Source organism: Micrococcus sp. KT16 (assembly GCF_003315015.1).
Lineage (GTDB): Bacteria > Actinomycetota > Actinomycetes > Actinomycetales > Micrococcaceae > Micrococcus > Micrococcus luteus.
In genome coordinates, this window is sequence record NZ_QNRG01000001.1 from 430,991 (window position 1) to 451,520 (window position 20,530).

Below are 20,530 nucleotides of genomic sequence, written 5' to 3' on the forward strand. Positions count from 1 at the left end.
AGCCCGTCCGCCATGGCCGCCGTCGACCCCGCCCCCACCGACGCGCGGGAGCGCCGGGACGTCGTCGTGCCCGTGCCCGGACCCGAGGACCCGCCCGAGCGGGCCTGGCTCGTCCTGCCCCACCGCCACCCGGTGCCGACGCTGCTGGAGGAGACGCGGGACGCCGTCGTGGGCCTGGCCGAGACGCTCGCCGCCGTGCTGCCGGTCACCGTGCTCGCCCACCCGCGCGACGCCGGGGCGGCGCGGCTGGTGCCCCCGGAGGTGGACCTGTTGCGCGCGCCCGTGGGCTCACCGCTGCTGGGCCGCACCGGGCCGAGCTTCGTCCGCCGCCCCGAGGGCCTGGCCGCCGTCGCCTGGCGCAGCGCCGCGGGACTGACCGGGACCGGGCCGCTCGACGGCGCGGCCGCGACGGCCGTGGCGGAGGCGGCGGGACTGCCGCTGCTCACCCCCCTGCTGTGCGCCCCGCGCGGGGCCTGGGTGACCGACGGCGAGGGGACGGCCGTGGTGGCCGCGGACCCCGTGCTGGACGGGCGGATCAACGGCGCGTGGACCCCCGGCCAGGTGGCCGCCGAGTTCGCCGCCCTGCTGGGGATCACCCGGGTGCTGTGGGTGCCGCCGGCACCGCGGCCGGACACCGGGCCGTGGGGCGGGCCCGGTCACCTGGCCTCGTGGGTGCGCCTGCAGGGCGACGGCGAGGCCGCCGTGCACTGGCGCGGCGACCGGTTCCACCCCGAGCACCCGTACGCCGCGGCGGCGCTGCGCTTCCTGCAGGGCGCCGACGACGCCGCCGGCCGGCCCCTGCGCGTGCGCACGGTGACCGGGGCGGCGCAGCCCGCCGAGTACGACCCGGCCGAGCGGGGCCCCCGCTCCCTCCTGGACACGCTGCCGCTGGGCGCTGCGGTGCTGCGGCCGGCGTTCGAGGACGCCGCGGGCGAGGAGGCCGCGGCCGCCGCGTGCGCGGCACTGCACCCGGGGCTGCCCCAGCTGTCGTTCCCCGCCCCGCCGCTGCTGCGGCTGGCCGGCGCGCTCAACGACCTGGTGCTGCTCCAGCCCCGCCCGTGACCTCGTCGGTCGCGGGGCCGTCGTCGTCCCCGCCGTCCGTCGGGGCGCGGTCCTCGTCCTTCCCGTGCGCGTCCGAGCGCCAGGCCGCCGGGCGCAGCCGTTCCAGGAGCGAGGACTGACGGCGCTCCATCCCCTTCAGGTCCGAGGCGATGAGCGCGTTGATCCAGCGGGCGTTCGGGTCGGCGTCGATCAGCACGGCCTTGGCCAGCAGCGTGCAGGGCAGCGCGAGGATGGCGCCGAGCGGGCCGAGGACCCAGGCCCAGAAGAGCAGGGAGAGGAAGCTGACGGTGGGGATCACGCCGATCGCGTCGCCGGCCACCTTGGGCTGGATCACGGACTGCAGCACGAAGTTCAGCACCGAGTAGCTGACCACCACCCACAGGAAGTCGGACCAGCCGCCCGCCGCCAGGCCCAGGACGGCCGGCGGCAGCAGGCCGATGATGAAGCCGATGTTCGGGATGTAGTTGGTGAGGAAGCTGAGCACGCCCCACACGAGCGCGAGCGGCACGCCGATCAGCATGAGGGCAATCACGTCCAGCACCGCCACGATCAGGCCGAACACCGTGGTGACCACCCAGTAGCGGCGCACGCCCTGGGCGAACTCGACCAGGGCGTGGCCGAACTCGTGGCGGGCGGTGCTGAGCAGGCGGACGCGGCGTTCGACGTCCATCGAGTCCATGGCCAAGAAGAACATGCCCATGATCACGGTGACGAGCAGGCCGAAGACCGCGTAGACGTTCGTGGCGATCTTCGTGATGGCGCTGACGGCCGTCCCGGTGACGGCGCTCATGTCGATCGAGGCCAGCTGCTGGGACACCATGTCCGGGGTCACGCCGCGCTCGTTGAGCCAGTGCGAGACGTCCAGGACGATCTGCTGGAAGCGGTCCGCGTACTTGGGCAGCTCCGCCACCAGCTCGAGGCCGGACCACACCATCATGCCCCCGAACACGGCCATCACCGCGACGACCAGCAGGACGGTGGTGGCGGCCCCGAGCACGGGGTGCAGGCCCCGGCGGATGAGCCAGGCCTGCAGGGGGTAGGCCACGATCACGAGGTTCAGCCCCAGGAACACAGGCGCCGCGATGGAGGCGATCCCCTGGAAGAACTGCACCACCAGCACCAGGCCCGCGAGCGTCAGGACGATCACCAGCATGCGCGGCCACATGCGGTGGGGGCGGCGGATGTCCCAGTCGGAGGCGGGGCTGGACGAGGCGGGCGGCGGGGTCACCCCCGCGGGCTGTGCGGCGCTCACGCGGGCAGTCTATGCGCGGGCCGGACGGGGTAGGGTCGGGACCAGTCCACATCGACAGGGGAGCGCCCGCGCGGCGCTGAGAGTGCGGTCCGCCGCAGACCCTCGAACCTGCTCCGGTCCGCACCGGCGAAGGAAGTCGAGTCTCCCGGTCGACGTCGTCCCGGGATTCCGGTGGCGGCCTCGTCCCGGCCCCTCTGCCGTCCCAGAGGAGAACCGCCATGTCCCGCACCCCGCACCGCGCCCTCGCCGCCCTCTCGGTGGCCGCCCTCGCCCTCACCGGCTGTTCGGTGTCCGGCTCGTCCGGCGACGGGGCGTCGTCGGCCGCCTCCGGGGCCGGCGGCGGCGAGTCGACGACCGTGACGATCATGACGCACGACTCGTTCAACCTGCCCGAGGAGCTCGTCCAGAAGTTCGAGCAGGAGTCCGGCTACACCCTGAAGACCACGGCCCCCGGCGACGCCGGCAGCGTGGTGAACCAGCTCCTGCTGGCCAAGGACGAGCCCACCGTGGACGGCGTCTACGGCGTGGAGGACCACTCGGCGCACCGCCTCGTCCGCGAGGGCGTCGTCGCCGAATACACCCCGCAGGACCTGCCCGCCTCCGCACAGGACCGGATGGTGGAGGACCGCATGACCCCGGTGGACCAGGGCCAGGTGTGCTTCAACACGGATCCGGCATGGTTCGAGGCCCACGACGTCCAGGCCCCCACCTCGATCGACCAGCTCGACGACCCCGAGTACGCGAAGCTGACGGTCGCCACCTCCCCCGTGGCCTCCTCCCCCGGCCTGGCGCTGCTCGCGGCCACCACGGAGAAGTACGGCGACGACGGCTGGCAGGACTGGTGGCGGGGCCTGATGGAGAACGGGGGCAAGATCGCCGACAGCTGGTCCGACGCCTACAACTCGGACTTCTCCGGCGGCGAGGGCAAGGGTCGGTTCCCGGTGGTGCTCTCCTACTCCTCCTCCCCCGCGTTCGCCCCCGAGACCGAGGTGATCGAGGACTCCTGCACCCCGCAGGTCGAGTACGCCGGCGTGCTCGAGGGCGCGAAGAACCCCGAGGGCGCGCAGGCGTTCGTGGACTTCATGCGCACCGAGGAGGTCCAGTCCGCCCTGCCCGAGTCGATGTACATGTACCCGATCGACGAGTCGGTGCAGCTGCCCGAGGAGTGGGCGCAGAACGCGCCGCTCGTCGAGGACGCCATCACCCCGGACCCCGCCCGCATCGACGAGCGCCGCGAGGACCTGCTGAAGGAGTGGACCGCCCTGTCCGAGGCCTCCCGGCGCTGATGTCCGCGCTCACCGAGGTCGCGGCCCCCGGCACGGACCTGCCGCGCCGGCGGGCCCGCGGCCGGGGGGACGGGCTCGGCCCGTGGTGGCTGGTGGCCGCCGTCCTGCCGGTCGCCTTCCTGCTCGTCTTCTTCGCGTGGCCCGTGGCGGCCATGCTCTGGCGCGGGATCGGCGGCGACGCCGACGCGTTCACCGGCGCCGTGGACCTCACCGCCTTCGGGGAGACCCTCGCCCGCGAGCGCACGTGGCGCATCCTCGGCCAGACGCTCGGCATGGCCGCCGCCGGCACGGTGGTCTCGGTGGCGCTCGGCCTGCCGACCGCGTTCGTGCTGCACCGGCGTCGCATCCCGGGGCGGGCCGTGCTCCGCGCCCTCGTGCTCGTGCCGTTCGTGCTGCCCACGGTGGTGGTCGGCGTCGCGTTCCGCGCCCTGCTCGCCCCCGGCGGACCGCTCGGCTTCACCGGGCTGGACCAGACGACCACCGCCGTCGTGCTGGCCATGGTCTTCTTCAACGTGTCCGTGGTGGTGCGCCAGGTGGGCGCGCTGTGGAACGCGCTGGACCCGCGCCAGACCGAGGCCGCCCGCACCCTGGGCGCCTCGCCGTGGCGGGCGTTCCGCACCGTGACGCTGCCCCAGCTCGCCCCGGCGATCGCCGCGAGCGCGGCGCTGGTGTTCCTGTTCTGCGCGTCCGCGTTCGGCATCGTCCAGACGCTCGGCCGGCCCGGCTACGGCACGCTCGAGTCGGAGATCTGGGTGCAGACCTCCGTCTACCTGGACCTGCGGACCGCGGCGGTGTTCTCCGTGCTGCAGTTCGCGGTGGTGCTGGCCGCCGTCGTGGTCTCCGGCGTGACGGCGGCGCGCACCCAGCGGGCACTGCGGCTGCGGGAGACGCCGCCGGCCCGGCTCACGCGCGCGGACGCGGTCCCGGTGGCCGTGATGCTCGCGGTGGTGGCGCTCGTGGTGGCGCCGATCCTGACGCTCGTGGTGCGCTCCTTCCACACCCGCCACGGCTGGGGGCTGGGCAACTACCGGCTGCTGGCGACGAGCGCGGGCAGCGGGTTCGTGGGCGGGTCGACGCCGGCCCAGGCGCTCGAACAGTCCCTGCGGGTGGCCGTGGACGCCACGCTTGTGACGCTCGTGGTGGCCGTGCCGCTGGCCCTGCTGCTGACCCGGCCCTTCCGCTCACGCGCGGCGCTGGCGGCCCAGCGGGCCCTCGACGGCGCCCTGCTCCTGCCGCTCGGGGTGTCCGCGGTGACCGTGGGCTTCGGCTTCGTCGTGTCCCTGCGGGCCACGTTCCCGGAGCTGGCGGCCTCGGGCGTGCTCGTGCCGCTGGCCCAGGCGGTGGTGGCGCTGCCGCTCGCGGTGCGGGCGCTCGTGCCCGTGCTCGCGGCGGTGGACCCGCGGCTGCGGGAGGCCGCACGCACCCTCGGGGCGGGCCCGTGGCGGGTGCTGGCCACGGTGGACGGCCCGTTCCTCGCCCGCGGCGTGGGCGTGGCCGCGGGCTTCGCGTTCGCGGTGTCCCTGGGTGAGTTCGGGGCCACGAGCTTCCTGGCGAGCCCGTCCGCGCCCACCCTGCCGGTGCTGATCGCCCGGCTGCTGGGCCGGCCGGGCGCGGACAACTACGGGATGGCGCTCGCGGCGGCCACGGTGCTGGCCGTGCTGAGCGCCGGGATCATGCTGGTGTGCGAGCGGCTGCGCCCCCGGGGCCCGGCCGGGGCGGGAGGTCTGTGATGACGCCGACGACGACGGGGGCCTCCCTCCGGCTCCGGGACGTGGCGATCCGCTATCCGGACGGCTCCACCCCCGTGCGGGGGACGGACCTGGACGTGGCCGCCGGGGAGATCGTGGCGCTCGTGGGCGCCTCCGGCTCGGGCAAGTCCACGATCCTGCGCGGGATCGCCGGGCTCGAGGACGTCGTGGCGGGCACGGTGGAGCTCGACGGGCGGGACGTGGCGGCGGTGCCGACGCACCGCCGGGGCGTGGGGATGGTGTTCCAGGACGGGCAGCTGTTCCCGCACCGGACCGTGGGCCGGAACGTGGCGTACGGCCTCGAGTCCGCCGGCTGGGACCGGGCCCGGCGGCGGGCACGCGTGGCCGAGCTGCTGGACCTGGTGGGCCTGACCGAGCTCACGGACCGGCCTGTGCAGCGGCTCTCCGGCGGGCAGGCCCAGCGCGTGGCGCTGGCCCGGTCGCTGGCCCCGGCCCCGCGGGTGCTCCTGCTGGACGAGCCGCTGTCCGCGCTCGACGCGGACCTGCGCCGGCGCCTGGCCGAGGACATCCGGGCGGTGCTGCGGGCGGCGGGGACGACCGGCGTCGTCGTCACCCACGACCTCGCGGAGGCCGCCGTGATGGCCGACCGCACCGTGCGCCTCGGCGCGGGGGGACGCATCGCGGCGGAGGAGGACGGCCCGGCGGTAGCCTCTCAGGCATGACCCCGCCCGCACCCCGCCCCCGGCTGACCGCCCAGGACGTGGTGGACGCCGCCGTCGGGATCCTGCAGGACTTCGGCATGGGCGACCTGTCCATGCGGCGCGTGGCCGGGGTGCTGGGCGTGCAGGCCTCCGCGCTGTACTGGCACGTGCCGGACAAGCAGTCACTGCTGGCGCGGGTGGCGGACCGGATCGTCGCCGAGGCGGAGGAGACCGTGCGCGCCCGCCGCGTCACGGACCTGGCGGGCCGCGCCGAGGCCGCGGAGGCCGCCCTGCTGCGGCACCGGGACGGGGCGGACGTGGTGCTCTCCGCCCTCGCGCTCGGGCTGGGCGGCCTCGGCCTGCACCGTCTGCTCACCGAGGCGGCGGACACCCCGGAGGACGGGGAGCGGGCCCTGGCGCTGCTGCTGGGCACCGTGTCCCTGCGGCAGCAGCGCGCACAGGCGCAAGCGCTCGGCGTGGCGACCGGCCCGGACGTGCAGCGGCACCGCACGGACCCGCTCTGACCCCTCGTCCGACGCCGCCGCGCGGGAGGCCGAGGAGAGGAGACCTGCCTCCTCACAGGTGCGCTCGGTAAGGTCGCCCAGAGCAGAACAGGTCGGGACGGGTCGTCCCCTTCGTCCACGGCGATCCCGCCCGACCGCCGCAGGACCAGCATGGTCCGCCGGACCCGGCTCACAGTTCCGGCGCGGTCCCCTTCGACACAGCCGGCGAAGCCATGGGAGCACGGATCAACCACCCGCGGACGGTCGTGGACCGGACGCTGCATCACGACGTCGAGCCCGCACACCCCGCGGCGCTCGTCGACGTGGGCTGGGACTTCCGTGGCCCGGGCGCCAAGGCGGAGGAGCAGCACCGCCCGCTGCGCGTGGTCCGTGCCCGCCGGCCTCGGGGCACCCCGCGGGACCGGAACGGCGTCGACCTCACGCGCACCGGCCCCGTCGTCCCCCGCCCCTCCCCGCCGCGCACCCGGATCCGCCGGGACGGCGTCCGCGTGGTGGCCAGCCCGCTGGCCATGCTGCCCGGCGTGGACCACGGCCCCGCCCTCCGCCTGGACCTGCATCCGACGACGGGGGGCATCGTCTACGTGGCCCGCGAGCTCGAGCTGCGCGAGCTCGGCGACGACGTCCGCGGCCACGTCTACACCGGGATGGTCGGCACGGCGCATCTGAGCGCCTTCTGGTCCACCGTCACCGTCGACCTGCCGCCGGAGCGCCCGGTGATCGTGCGGCTGCGCTCAGACCGGGACGCCGAGCTGCTCTCCCTGCTCGAGGTCCTCGCCCCCGTGGACACGCGCGTGGTCTCCTACCGGCTCGACGAGTCCCCCGTGGGCACGCAGCGCTCCAGCTACCTGCTGCCGGACGTGGACCCGGAGACGGTCGCCCAGACGGGCGCGGCCCGGATCCCGCTCGAGGCCATCGAGGCCGCCCAGGAGGAGGAGGACGCGCTGCGCCGCTCCTCCGGCGTCTTCCTCTCCCGCCGCCGCACGGACCGCTTCCTGCGCCGCAACCTGCCCGGGGTGACCCACAGCCTCACGTTCGCGGACGAGGCGGACGTGACGGACGTGTACGTGGACGGCTCCGTGCTGCGCGGCTCCCGCATCGGCGGGGCGGCCGCCGTCGCCGGGCCGAGCATGTGGGCCGTGCAGGCCGTGGCCGGGGCCACGATGCCGCTCGAGGTGGAACTCGAGGCGCTCGTGCTGGGGCACGTGATCTGCGCGTGGGCGGGCACCCCCGGCGGCCGGGTCACCATCCACTCGGACTCGCGCGCCGCGCTGGCCCTGCTCAACGCCGCCCGCCGCGAGCGGCTCACCCTCGGCGGCGCCCGGGGCGAGCGCATCCGCCGCACCCTGCGGCGCCTGCTGGCCGCCGTCGACCTGGCGCAGGCCGCGGACGTCCAGGTGGACACCACGTGGGTCAAGGGCCACGTGGGGGTGCACGGCAACGAACTGGCCGACGACCTCGCCCGGGCCGCCGCCCGCCACGCCAGCGTCGGCACCCCCGAGGGGGACCTGCCCGAGCGGATGGGGCAGCTGATCCAGCTCCGCGTCGAGGACGACGCCGCCGGCTGACCCCGGCCCCCGATTCCCCGTCCTCCGCCCCAGCCTCTAAGGTGGGGCTGTGGAAGCGACAGTGGAACAGATCACAGCGGCCATCACGGCCCTGAACGACAAGTACTGGTACGTCGTGATGGCGCTGCTCTTCGTGGCCGGGGTGTGGTTCACCATCCGGACCGTGGGCGTGCAGGTGCGCATGCTCCCGGAGATGCTGCGGTCGGTGACGGCCAAGTCCCAGACCGGATTCGAGAACGACGGCGTGAGCCCGTTCCGCGCCTTCACCATCTCGGCGGCCTCGCGCGTGGGCACCGGCAACGTGGCCGGCGTGGCGATCGCGATCGTGATCGGCGGCCCGGGCGCCGTGTTCTGGATGTGGCTGCTGGCGATCATCGGCGGCGCCACCGCGTTCGTCGAGTCCACGCTGGCCCAGCTGTACAAGCAGAAGGGCGCGGACGGCTACTTCGGCGGGCCCGCGTACTACATCCGCGACGGTCTGGGCGCGAAGTGGCTGGCGGCCGTGTTCGCCGTCGCCATCACCGTGACCTACGGCTTCGTGTTCAACGCCGTGCAGTCCAACTCGATCTCCGAGTCCGTGCAGGCCAACTGGGGCGCGTCCTCCACCACCGCGTGGATCGTGGGCCTGGGCCTGGCCGCCCTCACCGGCCTCGTGATCTTCGGCGGCGTGCGCCGGCTCTCGGCCGTGACCAACGTGCTGGTCCCCGTGATGGCCACGTTCTACATCTTCCTGGCCCTGATCGTGATGGTCGTCAACATCACCGAGGTCCCGGGCATGATCGCGCTGATCGTGGGCCACGCCTTCGGCCTGCGCGAGGTCGCGGGCGCCGCCGTCGGCATGACGATGGTGATGCAGGGCGTGCGCCGCGGCATGTTCTCCAACGAGGCCGGCATGGGCTCCGCCCCGAACGCCGCCGCCACCGCGGCCGTCTCCCACCCGGCCAAGCAGGGCTTCGTGCAGTCCCTGGGCGTCTACTTCGACACCCTGATCGTGTGCTCGGCCACCGCGTTCGTCATCCTGCTCTCCAACCCGGCCTACGGACGCGGGGAGGCGCTCGGCATGCAGGTGACCCAGGGTGCGCTCCAGCAGGCCGTGGGCGCGTGGGCCGGCCCGGCGCTGACCGTCATCATCTTCTTCCTGGCCTGGTCCTCCGTGCTGGGCAACACCTACTACGGTGAGGCCAACATCCGGTACCTGGCCGGCCGCCACGCGGGTCGGGCCATCAGCGTGTTCCGCGTGCTCGTGCTGGTGTGCGTGGTCGGCGGCGCGCTCGGCTCCGTGGCGCTGGTGTGGAACCTCGCGGACACGTTCGCGGCCCTCATGGCGACCATCAACCTCGTGGCGATCATCCCGCTGGGCGGGCTGGCCGTGAAGCTGCTCCGGGACTACGAGCGCAAGCTCAAGGCGGGCATGGATCCGGGCTTCCACATCTCCGACCTGCCCGAGGCGCGGAACGTGGCCCTCTGGAGGGACGAGCCGAAGACCTCCCCGCTCCAGGACTGACGCCCCCGCCCGCGCGTTTCGAGGCGGGATATCGACCTCATCCGGCTGCCGCGGGCGGCCGTGGGGTGGATATCCCGCCTCGCTGCATGAGGAGGCCCGGTCTGGACACCGTGCGGGGGTCGGCGCCTAGGTTGAGGCGCACCCGACCGGCCACGCACGAGTGGCCGGCACGACGTCCGAGGAGGACACCATGGGCATCCTCTCCAGCATCACCCGCACCCTCGGTGGCGGCGGCCGCCGCTCCAGCCGACCCACCATCGGTGCGCACATCGGCCGGTCCCCCGGCTTCGGCCGACAGGCCCGCTCTCAGCGACGCCGCTCCAGCGGCCTGGGCGGTGCCCTCGTGGGCACCCTCGGCGGTCTGGCGCTGCGTGAGCTCTCGCGCCGCGGCGCCGGGGGCACGACGCGCGGACGCGGCTCCGGTGCGTACCGGGGCGGCTTCGGACCCTCGGCCCGGTCCACGGGCGGCCTCGGCACCGGCCTGCTGGGCGGGCTGCTCGGCGGGGCCCTCGCCTCCCGCGGCCGGTCCGGTGCCGCCGGCCGACGCACGGCGGGCGGACGCCGGACCGTGGGCGGCGGCTTCTGACCGCTGCGACGGTGCGGAGTCGCCGCTGAACACCATCACCGCGGAGCGGACACGGCACGGGGCGGGCACCGACGGATCGGTGCCCGCCCCGTGGTCGTGGTGGGCCGGTGGCGTGCCCGAGGGGTCTGCGCCGCGGCTCAGCCGAGGCCGGCGACGCGGCCCAGGATGAACAGCAGGACGCCGATGACCACGAGGGCGATGATCAGCCCAAGGACGATCTTGCCGGCCGAGCGCTCGCCGGTCTGCTCCACGTCCATGCCCGGGTTGTCCGGGCCGACGCCCGCGCCCTCGGCGGGGGGCGTGTCGCCGTCGAACGCGACGCCGGAGGTCTCGTCCGTCGCCTCGCGTGCGCGCCGGGCGTCCTGGGGGTCGGGGGTGTGCGGGGTGGCCATGGCCGGCTCCTCTCGTCTCAGCGGCACGGGTGCGTGCCGCTGGCCCTCAGGGTAGGCCCGGGGCAGGGGGTCCTGACCAGGGCGAGGCGACGCCCGCCCCGGCGCTTTCGTAGCCGAAACGGCGCGCCCCGAGCCGCTTTCGTTGACGAAACGGCGCTCCTCCACGCCGCCGCGACGGATCCCGTCACACTCTTGATCGTTGGATGTCCAAGCAATAGCGTGATCGGCGTCACGTCCCCGCCGTCCGGAGGAGCCCCCATGCCCGAGGCCTACATCATCGACGCCGTCCGCACCCCCGTGGGTCGCCGAGGGAAGGGGCTCGCCGGTGTGCATCCCCTCGACCTGGCGGCCGCGCCGTTGCGCGAGCTCGTCGGCCGCCAGGACATCGACTCAGCCGAATACGACGAGGTCATCCTCGGCTGCATCGACCAGCTCGGCCCGCAGGCCATGGACGTGGCGCGCAACGCCTGGCTCGCGGCCGGGCTCTCCGAGGACGTCCCCGGCACCACGGTCGAACGCCAGTGCGGCTCCGGCCAGCAGGCGGTCCACTACGCCGCGCAGGCCGTCATGAGCGGGACGGCGGACCTCGTCGTCGCCGGTGGCGTCCAGTCCATGAGCGCGATCCCGCTCTCCCGGTCCAACACGGCCGCCCGCGATCTCGGCTTCCCCGACCCGTTCACCGGCTCCGAGTCCTGGGCCGCCCGCTACGGGAGCGAGGAGATCTCCCAGTTCCGCGGGGCCGAGATGATGGCCCGGCACTGGAACCTGGACCGTGACGCCCTGGAGGAGTTCGCGGTGCGCTCCCACGAGCGTGCGCTCGCCGCCCAGGCCGACGGTCGCTTCGACCGCGAGATCCTACCCCTCGCCGGCCTCACCGCGGACGAGGGCCCCCGCACCCCGGACGCCACGAAGATCGCCTCGCTCGACCCGATCGTCCCCGGCGGGCTGCACACCGCCGCCACCGCCTCCCAGATGTCCGACGGCGCGGCCGCCCTCCTGCTCGCCTCCGAGGAGGCGGTGCGCCGCCACGGCCTCACCCCGCGAGCCCGCATCCACCACCTCTCCGCCCGCGGTGCCGACCCCGTCATGATGCTCTCCGCCCCGATCCCGGCGACGGCGTACGCGCTCGACCGCATGGGCCTGACCATCGACGACATGGACCTCGTGGAGATCAACGAGGCGTTCGCCGCCGTCGTGCTGGCCTGGTTGACCGAGACCGGCGCCGATCCGGCGAAGGTCAACGTCAACGGCGGGGCGATCGCCCTGGGCCACCCCATCGGCGCCACCGGCGCCCGCCTGATGACCTCCCTGCTGCACGAGCTCGAGCGCACGGGCGGCCGCTACGGCCTGCAGACCATGTGCGAGGGCGGCGGCCAGGCCAACGTCACCGTGATCGAACGTCTCTGACCCATCCCCCGGAGGTTTCCATGCCCGACCAGATCACCCACCCCACCGACGCCGGCCACCTCTCCCCCGCCCCGGAGGACACGATCGGCCGCGTGTTCGCACGCGCGGTCGCCCGCTCCCCGCAGGCCGTCGCCCTGCGCTTCGAGGACCGCGACTGGACCTACGCCCAGCTCCGGGACGGAGCGCACCGCGTGGCCCGCCGCCTCCAGGACACCGGCCTGCCGGCCGGCACCCGGGTGGCCGCCTACGCCACCAACTCGGACGCCTACGCGCTGCTCTTCCTCGCCTGCGTCACGGCCGGCTACGTGCACGTGCCCGTGAACTTCGCGCTCAAGGGCGGCGAGCTCGCCCACGCCCTCGAGGACTCCGGCGCGGAGCTGCTCGTGGCCGACGCCGGCATGCTCGAGCGGGTCGACCAGGTCCGGGCCGAGGGCCGCGCGTCGGCTCTGCGGCACGTGTGGACCATGCTCCCCGCCGGCCACGCCGAGCCCTCCGTGCTGGAGACCGCCCAGGACGAGACGTTGGACGCCGCCGCCCCGGAGGCGGAGGTGTCGGCCACCGACCTGGCCCAGCTGCTCTACACCTCCGGCACCACCTCCACCCCCAAGGGCGCCATGATGTCCCACCGGGCGCTCGTGGCGGAGTACCTCTCCTCGATCATCGCGCTGGACTTCACGGCCGAGGACCGCCCCCTGGTGGCCATGCCGCTGTACCACTCGGCCGCGATGCACGTGTTCCTGCTCCCCTACCTGAGCCTCGGCGCCACGGTGCGCCTGCTGGCCGCCCCGGACATCCCCCGGATGCTCGAGCTCGTGGAGACCGAGCACATCGGCTCCCTGTTCCTGGCGCCCACCGTCTGGGTGCCGCTGGCGAACCATCCGGACCTGGCCACGCGTGACCTCTCCTCGCTGCACAAGGCCCAGTACGGGGCCTCGATCATGCCGGTGACCGTGCTGCAGCGCCTCCGTCAGAGTCAGCCGGGCATCGGCTTCTACAACTGCTTCGGCCAGTCCGAGCTGGGCCCGCTGTGCACCGTGCTGCGCCCCGAGGAGCACGACGCGCGGCCGGCCTCATGCGGCCGCCCCGTGTTCCACGTGGAGGCGCGGGTGATGACGGCCGACGGCGCCCCCGCCGCGCCCGGCGAGCCCGGCGAGATCCAGTACCGCTCGCCGCAGCTGCTCTCCGGCTACTGGAACCGCCCGGACGCCACCGCGGACGCCTTCACCGACGACGGCTGGTTCCGCTCCGGCGACCAGGTCACCCAGGACGCGGCCGGCTACATCCAGGTGGTGGACCGCATCAAGGACGTCATCAACACGGGCGGCGTGCTGGTCGCCCCGCGGGAGGTCGAGGACGCGATCTACGAGCTCGACGAGGTGGCCGAGGTCGCCGTCATCGGCCTGCCGGACGAGCGCTGGATCGAGGCGGTGACCGCCGTCGTCGTGCTCAAGGAGGGCGCCGAGCTGACCGCGGAGACCGTGCGCACCCACGTGAAGGAGCGCCTGGCAGGCTTCAAGGTGCCCAAGCGCGTGGACTTCGTGGCGGAGCTGCCGCGGAACCAGTCGGGCAAGCTGCTCAAGCGCGCGCTGCGCGCCGAGCGGACGCAGGAGGCCCGGTGACGCGCAGGCAGAAGCCGACCTACGACGTCGTCACGCCCCTGGACGTCGACTACCTGGACGCGTTCGGGGAGGCGACGGAGGAGGACCGCGCGCACTGGGACCGCGCCCGTGCCTACGGCCGGGAGGTGCTCGAGCGGATCGACGGGCACTGGGACCGGGCGGAGTACCCGTTGGACCTGGTGGCGCGGGCGGGCGAGCTCGACCTGCTCACCGACGGGCTGGAGGTGCCGGGGCACGCGGTGATGTCGCCGTTGGCCGCGGGCCTGGTGGCGATGGAGATCTCCCGCGCGGACGGGTCGATGGCGGCCGCGGCGGCGGTGCAGGGCGGGCTCGTGCTGCGCGCCCTGGTGCACTGCGCGAGCCCGGAGCAGAAGGAGCGGTACCTCGAGCCGGTGGCGCGCGGCACGCTGCCGGGCGGGTTCGCGCTCACGGAGCCGCTGCACGGTTCGGACTCGGTGTCCCTCGAGACGTCCGCGCGGCCCGACGGCGCCGGCGGCTGGGTGCTGAACGGCGCCAAGAAGTGGATCGGCAACGGGGCCGCCGGGGGCATCACGATCGTGTGGGCGCGCGACACCGAGGACGGCCAGGTCAAGGGGTTCGTGGTGGAGCAGTCCACGCCCGGCTACGAGGCCGAGGTGATCACGGGCAAGAGCGCGCTGCGGGCCATCCACCAGGCGGAGATCACGCTGACCGACGTGCGGGTCGGCGACGACGCCCGGCTGCCGGACGTGGCGACGTTCAAGGACGCCGCGCGCGTGCTGGTGGCCACCCGCGTGAACGTGGGCTGGTCCGCGCTGGGCCACGCCACGGCGATGTTCGAGGCCGCGCTCGCCTACGCCCGGCAGCGCGAGCAGTTCGGCAAGCCGCTGGGAGCGCACCAGATGGTGCAGGAACGGCTCGCGCAGATGCTGGACGAGGTGACCGCCATGCAGACCCGCTGCGTGGCCGTGGCCCGCCTGCAGGCGGCGGGGCGGCTGCGTGACGAGCAGGCCTCCCTGCTGAAGTACGCCTGCACCCGGGGTGCGCGGCGGGTGGCGCAGATCGCCCGGGACATGCTCGGCGGCAACGGCATCCTCCTGGAACACCGGGTGATGCGGCACTTCGCCGACGTCGAGGCGCTGCACACCTACGAGGGCACCGAGTCCGTGCAGGCGTTGATCCTCGGCCGGGACCTGACCGGGATGAGCGCGTTCGCGTGAGCCCCGGCCGGCCGCTCTCGTGCCCGGCACCCGCCCCCCACCTTCCGACCCCAGGAGCTGACATGACCACCGCACCCACCCCTTCCCCCCACGACGACGCCCCCGCCGTCCTCGTCGAGACGCGGCCCGGCGTCGTGCGGCTGACGCTGAACCGGCCCGCGAAGGGCAACGCGCTCGGGCTGACGATGGCGCGCGAGGTGCTCGCGGCGATCGCCGCGGCCGAGGCGGACGAGTCCGTGCACGTGCTCACGCTGACCGGCGCGGGACGGATCTTCTGCGGCGGCGGGAACGTCCAGGCCATGGCCGCCGCGCCTGCCGGGCCGGAGCGGCGCGCGATGATCCAGGAGCTCGGCGAGGCGGCGGGCGAGGTCGCGGTGGCGCTGACGGGCTCTCGCCTGCTGGTGCTGGCCGGCGTCAACGGGACGGCCGCCGGGGCGGGGCTCGGGCTCATGCTGGGCGGCGACGTCGTGCTGGTGCGCGAGGATGCGCAGCTGGTGACGGCGTTCTCCGCGCTCGGGATGACACCGGACACGGGCGTGTCCTACTGGCTGCCGCGGGTGCTGGGGCCGGTGCGCGCGACGCAGCTGCTACTCGGCGGGCGGCGCCTGAACGGGACCGAGGCCGTCGCGTGGGGCCTGGCGACCGAGGCGGTGGCCGGCGGCGCGTTCGCGGCGCGTCTGGCGGAGCTCGAGGACGATCTGGTGGCCGGTCCGGCGCACACCTATGGGCCGACGAAGGCGCTGGCGCGCGGGGCCGACGTCGAGGCGCTGCGCGCGCATGTGCGGCAGGAGGCGGCGTCGATCGCGGCGGCGTCCGAGCACCCGGAGGCCGTGCGGCGGGTGGAGGCGTTCGCGGGCCGGTGAGGGGCGGACGACAGCCCGGGCCGTGAGTGGCCAGGCCGGCGGCGCGTGTTCAGCGGGCCGACCCCGGCCGGGTCCGCGAGGGCGTGGAGGTCACTTGAACATCTTCAGGACGTCGCCCAGGCCGACCGTGGTGCGCCGGTAGACGGCGTTGTAGGCGGCGCGCTTCGGATCGCGCAGCCAGCCCATCCCCTTGCGGCCGTAGCCGGGGATGACCTTGCGCTTGATCGCACGCTTGGCGCGGCCCGTGGTGCGGGCCTTGATGGACTTCTTCAGGCTGGGCTTGCGGAGACCGATCTTCATGGGGCGAGCGTAACGGGGGCCCTGAGGCCAGATCGTCCCGAGGTGTCAGGGCCGCTTGCCCTGCCACTCCTGGATCACCCGCCGCATGCTGTTCCCGTGTTCCTTGATCTGAGGGACGTCCCAGTCGCCCTCGGCGTGAAGGATGCCGGCCATGAGCTGGAACTTGAGGCTCTGCTCGTCCGAAGAGTACTGCTTCACCTTCGATACGGGCATCAGGTTGTTCCGCTGGGAGTTCTCGCGTCGGCCCATGATGCACAGGTTCCCGAAACGGTTGACGTCCTCCGCGGTCAAGGCCTCCTGCTCCTCACCCGGAACCACGGGGTAGAAGTGCTCCACCGAGGTTCGGTACCGGAACCGGAAGGCGTCGGCGCGCCTGCGGAGCACCTCCTGTTCGACATCGCTGAGGGGCTCCCGCAGATGTTCCCGTTCCATGGGCGATGTCCGGCCTGCGTCCCAGAGGATGTAGTCCAGGGCGTTGAAGACGAAGTTGGGGACGTTGACGCCGGCATCCCAGGTCTTGTCCGCCTCATAGGCGCGGAGGCGCTCCCGCGCCAGATCTTCCAGCATGCGCTGGAAGGCCTCGCCGTCCACGCAGTCCACCGGCTGCGCATCCAGCCATCGCAGGATGCGGTACAGGAAGTACTTGGACGTGCGGCGCGTGTCGGTGACCTGGAACATGGCCTGAAGGTTCCGGACGGCGTCCTGGACCTGCGGATCCTGGAAGGTGTTCTTCACACCCAGCCGTCGGCGCGGCGAGCGCTCGCCGGCCTCCGTCTCGAGCTTCTGAGCTCGGCTGAGCACCCAGTTCTCCTCGTCCGCCTGTGTTCCCGTCGTCGCCAGAGTCCTGATCACATAGGTGTCCAGCAGAAGGCGCATACGGAGCAGCGTCACGAGGAAGCGCTGAGACCAGGCCGCGTCGACATGGCCGTGCTGGGCGAACTGCTCCAGCAGGGAGCCGTCCTCGAGCCGCACGGCCCCCGTTGAGTCCTGGCCCCATCGCGGCAGGCCGGGCTCGGCCCCCTCACCCTTCTCCTGCATCACGCGCAGCACATGCAGCAGCAAGTTCGGGAAGTCGACGATAGTCCCGTAGGCGCCGGTATCGGCGTCGTCCTGACGCTGGTCGGACGAGGGCCCGGACTCCACGGTGGTCTGCCCGGCGGCCCGCAGAGCCCCAATGATGGTGCGGGCGCCCGACACCGTCGCGGTCAGGCTCGGCGCGAGAGCTGCCCGCAGCGACGCGAAATCCCGTGTGAGGAGGGCCGACCAGGACGCTCCGAAGACTGCGTCTCTTGCCGCCTCACCGCCATCCTTCGGCCGTTCCGTCGAGAACTGGAGCTGGACGTGGCGGTCCAGAACGGCGCAGGCGTCCCAGACGTGTGCGAACACCTTCCGGTCCGTGGGGTCCTGGAGAGGCCGCATCAATGTGGCCTTGAGGATCTCGTGCTTGGCGAGCTGCTCACCGCGGGTGTTCATCACCTCGAAATAGTGGTTGAGGTCCGTGCCCTTCGGAAGTTCGGTGCGCAGCAACCGGACATGCTTCCAGAGGTACGCGAGGTCGTCGCCGTCGAACATCACCTCCTGATCGTCTGCCGGGGTTTGCCGGTCCATGGCCCGCCGGCAGGCCGCAGCGATCGTCTCGACGGCCACCCCGATGGCGTCCACCTGGAACGACGTCCCGGCGGGGGCGCCCCGATGGCGGAGGGTCGCGAGGTCCTCCCCGGCCTCGGGGCGCCCTTCGTAATCCAGGACGGCCAACGCCCGGGGGTCGAGGACACCGGCACGGATGACACGCTCCGCGACGGCCGCCAGCACCGTCAGCGTGGTCAGGCGCTGCTGCCCGTCGACCACCTCGTCGATCGGCACGCCCTCGGGAGTCGTGGCTCGGTTCACCACCAGCGAGCCGAGGTAGTAGTCGGACAAGGCTCCCTGCGTATCCGGCTTTTCCGAGCGGAGGCGAGCGCGGCGCACGTCCGCGAGCAGTGTCGAGATCTCGACCTGCGTCCAGGCGTAGGCCCGCTGGTAGACCGGCACCCGGTAGTGCCGGGCGGCGGTGAAGACCTCCTCGATCGTCAGCGCCTCCGGCACGTGCTTCTCAGTCTGCATCGTGGGCTTCCTCCGTGTCCCAGGGCGTGTCCGAGTAGAGACGCTCCACCGGGGAGGCCTCGTCCACGTACGGCCCGGGGAGGGCCGCCACGCGCCCGGTGACGGCGGCGGGGTCCAGGCTGCTCCTCATCAGACGGAACAGGTTCACCCGGTCCTCCAGGTCCGGCGCCCCGTGCTGGCCCAGCGCGTGAAGTTCCACGGAACGCGGGTAGACCCGCGTCAACCGCGTTCTCAATGCGAAGGCATGCCGTGCGAGCACGAGAGCGGCGCGCTCGATGTCGTGGTCGCCGAACCGGTCCGCGTAGGCCAGCAGCAGCGCTCCGTAGAGCTCCTGTGTGTAGCGGTAGCCAGCGCCGGTACCGGTGGCCCGGACGAGCCGGGTGATCGTCTGGAATCGCCTGTTCTCCCTCCCACGACGGGCGTCGTCCCCGGCGGTCTGCTCCGCGTCCGTCGCGGAGACGCCGAGGGCCCTCGCGAGCCGGGTGTAGTGGCGCACCAGGCGGAAGAACATCTCGCCGTCGATGACGGGCTGGGTCAGCTGGAACGGGAATTCCAGCGGAGGAAGGGCACCGTGCGCGATCAGCGCGGCGTTTCGCCCGTTGTAGTCGTCCACGTGGGCCTTGGCCATGAGAAGCCCGTGCGCCCAGGGCAGTCGGCCGAGGCCCGTCGGCCCCGCGGAGATCCCCTTGAACGCTCCGATCCGGGACGCGGTGAAGCCGTCGCGCGGCAGGGACTCACCGGCGCTCCAGCGGAGGATCGGATAGAGCAGACGCGAGAACAGATGGTGGATCTCGACCGGCGGGGTAGCTTCCCACTCCCGCACGGCCGCGAGGATCGCCGCCCGGTCCGATGTGGCCTCACCATAGGCGCGGAGGTGGTATGCCTTCAGCAGGTCGGTGGGCAGGAGCGCCCGGCCGCGGGTGTTCTGCGAGTCGAACATCTGGAAGGCCGCGTCGAGGTCGCTGACGATCAGGCGCACCAGCGTGCAACGATCCAGGAAGTAGTCCGCGAAGTCCTCGACCTCGGTGCTGTCCCAGGACCGGAATGTCTGCAGGATGAGGCGGTGGTTCTCGACGATGTGGCGCTCCGACACGTCCCGGCGGCCCGGCGGCAGCTCGATGGCCGCCGCGCGGTCCAGGGCCGCACGCTGGTGCTCGGCGCGCTCGGCGGTGTCGCCCAGGACCTCCTGCAGTGCGAGCGCGATCAGGGCGAAGGTCATGTACCGCTGCTGGCCGTCGACGATGTCCAGCCAGCCGTCCTCGACGTGCACGATCATGGTGCCGATCCGGTAGGACGCGGCCGCACGGAAGCGACGGATGTCCTCGACGAGCTGCCCCGTATTCGTCGTGGACCACGTATAGGGCCGCTGGTACTCGGGGATACGGAGACGAGGGTCGCGCAGTGCGTCCGCGACGGTCATGACGTTCGCGGTCAACGACCCGGAGCGCCCCGTCCCCGGTCCTCGGGCGTCGCTCTGGGCACCCCCCGGATGGTCGACGGCGGCATCCAAAGCGGTCGGCCGCGTCCTCATCAGGCGTCGCCCTCGATGGGTCCCGTCTTGGCTGAGGCGGCCTCGACCTCGCCGAGGGTGCGCCCGTCCGGCGCCCGCCATGAGGACGGTCCGCTCATACTCCCGCCGGCCACGAATCCGGCCGCGGCCGAGGAGCTGGTGAAGGAGACGTCCTCGATCAGCACCCCATCAGCGCCGATGTGGCCGGCGAAGCGCTCGCGGCTCGCCCGGACACCCGCGGGCGCGCTGGGCCGCAGCCCCTCCATGAGGCCGCTGCCCCGCAGGACGACGAACCCGTCCGGCGTCGGGTGCCCCTGCGCACCCACGCCGTTGACCGTCATGGTGAACAGGATGCGCTCCGGCACCGCCTCGGGCGCCTGGGTGGTCCGGCCCGCCGCGACCACGGCATGTGAGCCGTCAGCGCTCTCGAAGACGCGATGCCCCAGGGCGCTGATCAGGATCTTGGCCTTGTCGGCGTACTCCTCCAGCTCCGCCTTCTTCTCCTCAGTGACGTTGCCCTGGGAGGGCGCTACCGCGTTGTCCACGGTGAAGCGACCGGCCGTGGATGCAGCCTGGTGGAAGTAGTGCTCCAGGTAGGTCACTTCCGTGGGACCGAAGGTGTCCCCGAGGGTGGAGAGGAGAATGGCCCGGTTCCAGAAGTCGTGCGCCTCCTTCCGGACGTGCTCCCGGATCCTGCCTACCATGCCGTTGCCGTTGGCCCGCCCGACAGCCTGCCCGACGTAGACGACGTCGTCGCCGGAATCGGCGTCCTGCCCCAGCAGCAGGTACACACCGGTGCCTTCGAACGCCTCGGGGTGCCCGTCCGCGTTGAGACTGGTGCGTGGCACCACGTAGACGAGGCCCGTCCAGTTGTCGAGGGTGCACTTCAGCCGACCGGTGGGTGCACCGTCCATCAGGAAGACCTGCAGTGTCTTGGGGTGTGCCATC

18 protein-coding genes and 1 riboswitch are annotated in these 20,530 nt (G+C 73.2%); of the genes, 12 read left to right on the forward strand and 6 right to left on the reverse strand.

Annotated features, from left to right (window positions below; translation table 11 throughout):
• Positions 1-12 precede the first annotated feature (12 nt).
• Positions 13-1,062 carry an agmatine deiminase family protein gene (locus DE149_RS02025; protein ID WP_113913856.1) on the forward strand — a complete coding sequence of 350 codons (1,050 nt, stop codon included), beginning with the start codon at positions 13-15 and terminating at the stop codon, positions 1,060-1,062.
• On the opposite strand, the gene DE149_RS02030 is transcribed toward DE149_RS02025, so the two are convergent.
• Complete coding sequence (locus DE149_RS02030; RefSeq protein WP_078025500.1) at positions 1,028-2,314, reverse strand: AI-2E family transporter; 1,287 nt, start codon at positions 2,312-2,314, stop codon at positions 1,028-1,030. The genes DE149_RS02025 and DE149_RS02030 overlap by 35 nt on opposite strands.
• Before the next feature lie 46 nt (positions 2,315-2,360).
• A riboswitch (TPP riboswitch) is annotated at positions 2,361-2,466 on the forward strand.
• Between the two features lie 66 nt (positions 2,467-2,532).
• Here DE149_RS02030 and DE149_RS02035 point away from each other — a divergent pair.
• From DE149_RS02035 to DE149_RS02065, 7 genes are all read left to right on the forward strand, one after another.
• Positions 2,533-3,600 carry a thiamine ABC transporter substrate binding subunit gene (locus tag DE149_RS02035; RefSeq protein WP_113913857.1) on the forward strand — a complete coding sequence of 356 codons (1,068 nt, stop codon included), beginning with the start codon at positions 2,533-2,535 and terminating at the stop codon, positions 3,598-3,600.
• Positions 3,600-5,330, forward strand: a complete 1,731-nt coding sequence (locus DE149_RS02040) for an iron ABC transporter permease (RefSeq protein ID WP_113913858.1) — start codon at positions 3,600-3,602, stop codon at positions 5,328-5,330. Before DE149_RS02035 ends, DE149_RS02040 begins: the two co-directional genes overlap by 1 nt.
• A complete protein-coding gene (locus tag DE149_RS02045) occupies positions 5,330-6,031 on the forward strand; it encodes an ABC transporter ATP-binding protein (RefSeq protein WP_036316162.1) in 702 nt (233 codons plus the stop codon). Before DE149_RS02040 ends, DE149_RS02045 begins: the two co-directional genes overlap by 1 nt.
• Positions 6,028-6,534: a TetR family transcriptional regulator gene (locus DE149_RS02050; protein WP_036316161.1), complete on the forward strand. Its 507-nt coding sequence runs from the start codon at positions 6,028-6,030 to the stop codon at positions 6,532-6,534. Before DE149_RS02045 ends, DE149_RS02050 begins: the two co-directional genes overlap by 4 nt.
• Before the next feature lie 212 nt (positions 6,535-6,746).
• A complete protein-coding gene (locus DE149_RS02055) occupies positions 6,747-8,099 on the forward strand; it encodes an RNase H family protein (protein WP_113913859.1) in 1,353 nt (450 codons plus the stop codon).
• Between the two features lie 61 nt (positions 8,100-8,160).
• Complete coding sequence (locus tag DE149_RS02060) at positions 8,161-9,603, forward strand: sodium:alanine symporter family protein (protein ID WP_113913860.1); 1,443 nt, start codon at positions 8,161-8,163, stop codon at positions 9,601-9,603.
• A 190-nt stretch (positions 9,604-9,793) separates the two neighbouring features.
• Positions 9,794-10,189, forward strand: coding sequence for a hypothetical protein (locus tag DE149_RS02065; protein WP_113913872.1), 396 nt, complete (start codon positions 9,794-9,796; stop codon positions 10,187-10,189).
• Positions 10,190-10,326: 137 nt separating this feature from the next.
• Here the strand turns inward: DE149_RS02065 and DE149_RS02070 are convergent, their stop codons facing one another.
• Positions 10,327-10,581, reverse strand: a complete 255-nt coding sequence (locus DE149_RS02070; RefSeq protein WP_010080161.1) for a DUF6480 family protein — start codon at positions 10,579-10,581, stop codon at positions 10,327-10,329.
• A 258-nt stretch (positions 10,582-10,839) separates the two neighbouring features.
• Here DE149_RS02070 and DE149_RS02075 point away from each other — a divergent pair, with 258 nt between their 5' ends.
• The 4 genes from DE149_RS02075 (at position 10,840) to DE149_RS02090 (ending at position 15,669) form a co-directional block, all read left to right on the forward strand.
• The gene (locus DE149_RS02075; RefSeq protein ID WP_036317622.1) at positions 10,840-11,988 is read left to right on the forward strand and encodes an acetyl-CoA C-acetyltransferase; all 1,149 of its coding nucleotides are present in this window, start codon (positions 10,840-10,842) and stop codon (positions 11,986-11,988) included.
• A 20-nt stretch (positions 11,989-12,008) separates the two neighbouring features.
• Positions 12,009-13,607: a fatty acyl-CoA synthetase gene (locus DE149_RS02080; RefSeq protein WP_100057876.1), complete on the forward strand. Its 1,599-nt coding sequence runs from the start codon at positions 12,009-12,011 to the stop codon at positions 13,605-13,607.
• Positions 13,604-14,806, forward strand: a complete 1,203-nt coding sequence (locus tag DE149_RS02085) for an acyl-CoA dehydrogenase family protein (protein WP_113913861.1) — start codon at positions 13,604-13,606, stop codon at positions 14,804-14,806. Before DE149_RS02080 ends, DE149_RS02085 begins: the two co-directional genes overlap by 4 nt.
• Before the next feature lie 62 nt (positions 14,807-14,868).
• Positions 14,869-15,669 (forward strand): enoyl-CoA hydratase/isomerase family protein, encoded by an 801-nt coding sequence (locus DE149_RS02090; protein ID WP_069941412.1) that lies wholly within the window; start codon positions 14,869-14,871, stop codon positions 15,667-15,669.
• A gap of 90 nt (positions 15,670-15,759) precedes the next feature.
• On the opposite strand, the gene DE149_RS02095 is transcribed toward DE149_RS02090, so the two are convergent.
• The 4 genes from DE149_RS02095 to DE149_RS02110 all read right to left on the reverse strand — a co-directional run bounded on the left by DE149_RS02095 (position 15,760) and on the right by DE149_RS02110 (position 20,529).
• Positions 15,760-15,969: a hypothetical protein gene (locus DE149_RS02095; protein ID WP_002857973.1), complete on the reverse strand. Its 210-nt coding sequence runs from the start codon at positions 15,967-15,969 to the stop codon at positions 15,760-15,762.
• A 45-nt stretch (positions 15,970-16,014) separates the two neighbouring features.
• Entirely contained in the window at positions 16,015-18,054 is a 2,040-nt protein-coding gene (locus DE149_RS02100) for a DUF262 domain-containing protein (RefSeq protein ID WP_158530773.1), read from the reverse strand.
• Between the two features lie 7 nt (positions 18,055-18,061).
• Positions 18,062-19,492: a DUF262 domain-containing protein gene (locus tag DE149_RS02105; protein ID WP_158530774.1), complete on the reverse strand. Its 1,431-nt coding sequence runs from the start codon at positions 19,490-19,492 to the stop codon at positions 18,062-18,064.
• A 110-nt stretch (positions 19,493-19,602) separates the two neighbouring features.
• A complete protein-coding gene (locus tag DE149_RS02110) occupies positions 19,603-20,529 on the reverse strand; it encodes a GIY-YIG nuclease family protein (RefSeq protein WP_069941419.1) in 927 nt (308 codons plus the stop codon).
• Position 20,530: the final 1 nt, after the last annotated feature.

Excerpts from the sequence above, each read along its gene's own strand:
- DE149_RS02025 (WP_113913856.1), top strand. The coding sequence starts at position 13 with ATGGCCGCCGTCGACCCCGCCCCCACCGACGCGCGGGAGCGCCGGGAC.
- DE149_RS02035 (WP_113913857.1), top strand. The coding sequence starts at position 2,533 with ATGTCCCGCACCCCGCACCGCGCCCTCGCCGCCCTCTCGGTGGCCGCC.
- DE149_RS02040 (WP_113913858.1), top strand. The coding sequence starts at position 3,600 with ATGTCCGCGCTCACCGAGGTCGCGGCCCCCGGCACGGACCTGCCGCGC.
- DE149_RS02045 (WP_036316162.1), top strand. The coding sequence starts at position 5,330 with ATGACGCCGACGACGACGGGGGCCTCCCTCCGGCTCCGGGACGTGGCG.
- DE149_RS02050 (WP_036316161.1), top strand. The coding sequence starts at position 6,028 with ATGACCCCGCCCGCACCCCGCCCCCGGCTGACCGCCCAGGACGTGGTG.
- DE149_RS02055 (WP_113913859.1), top strand. The coding sequence starts at position 6,747 with ATGGGAGCACGGATCAACCACCCGCGGACGGTCGTGGACCGGACGCTG.
- DE149_RS02065 (WP_113913872.1), top strand. The coding sequence starts at position 9,794 with ATGGGCATCCTCTCCAGCATCACCCGCACCCTCGGTGGCGGCGGCCGC.
- DE149_RS02070 (WP_010080161.1), bottom strand. The coding sequence starts at position 10,581 with ATGGCCACCCCGCACACCCCCGACCCCCAGGACGCCCGGCGCGCACGC.
- DE149_RS02075 (WP_036317622.1), top strand. The coding sequence starts at position 10,840 with ATGCCCGAGGCCTACATCATCGACGCCGTCCGCACCCCCGTGGGTCGC.
- DE149_RS02080 (WP_100057876.1), top strand. The coding sequence starts at position 12,009 with ATGCCCGACCAGATCACCCACCCCACCGACGCCGGCCACCTCTCCCCC.
- DE149_RS02090 (WP_069941412.1), top strand. The coding sequence starts at position 14,869 with ATGACCACCGCACCCACCCCTTCCCCCCACGACGACGCCCCCGCCGTC.
- DE149_RS02095 (WP_002857973.1), bottom strand. The coding sequence starts at position 15,969 with ATGAAGATCGGTCTCCGCAAGCCCAGCCTGAAGAAGTCCATCAAGGCC.
- DE149_RS02105 (WP_158530774.1), bottom strand. The coding sequence starts at position 19,492 with ATGACCGTCGCGGACGCACTGCGCGACCCTCGTCTCCGTATCCCCGAG.
- DE149_RS02110 (WP_069941419.1), bottom strand. The coding sequence starts at position 20,529 with ATGGCACACCCCAAGACACTGCAGGTCTTCCTGATGGACGGTGCACCC.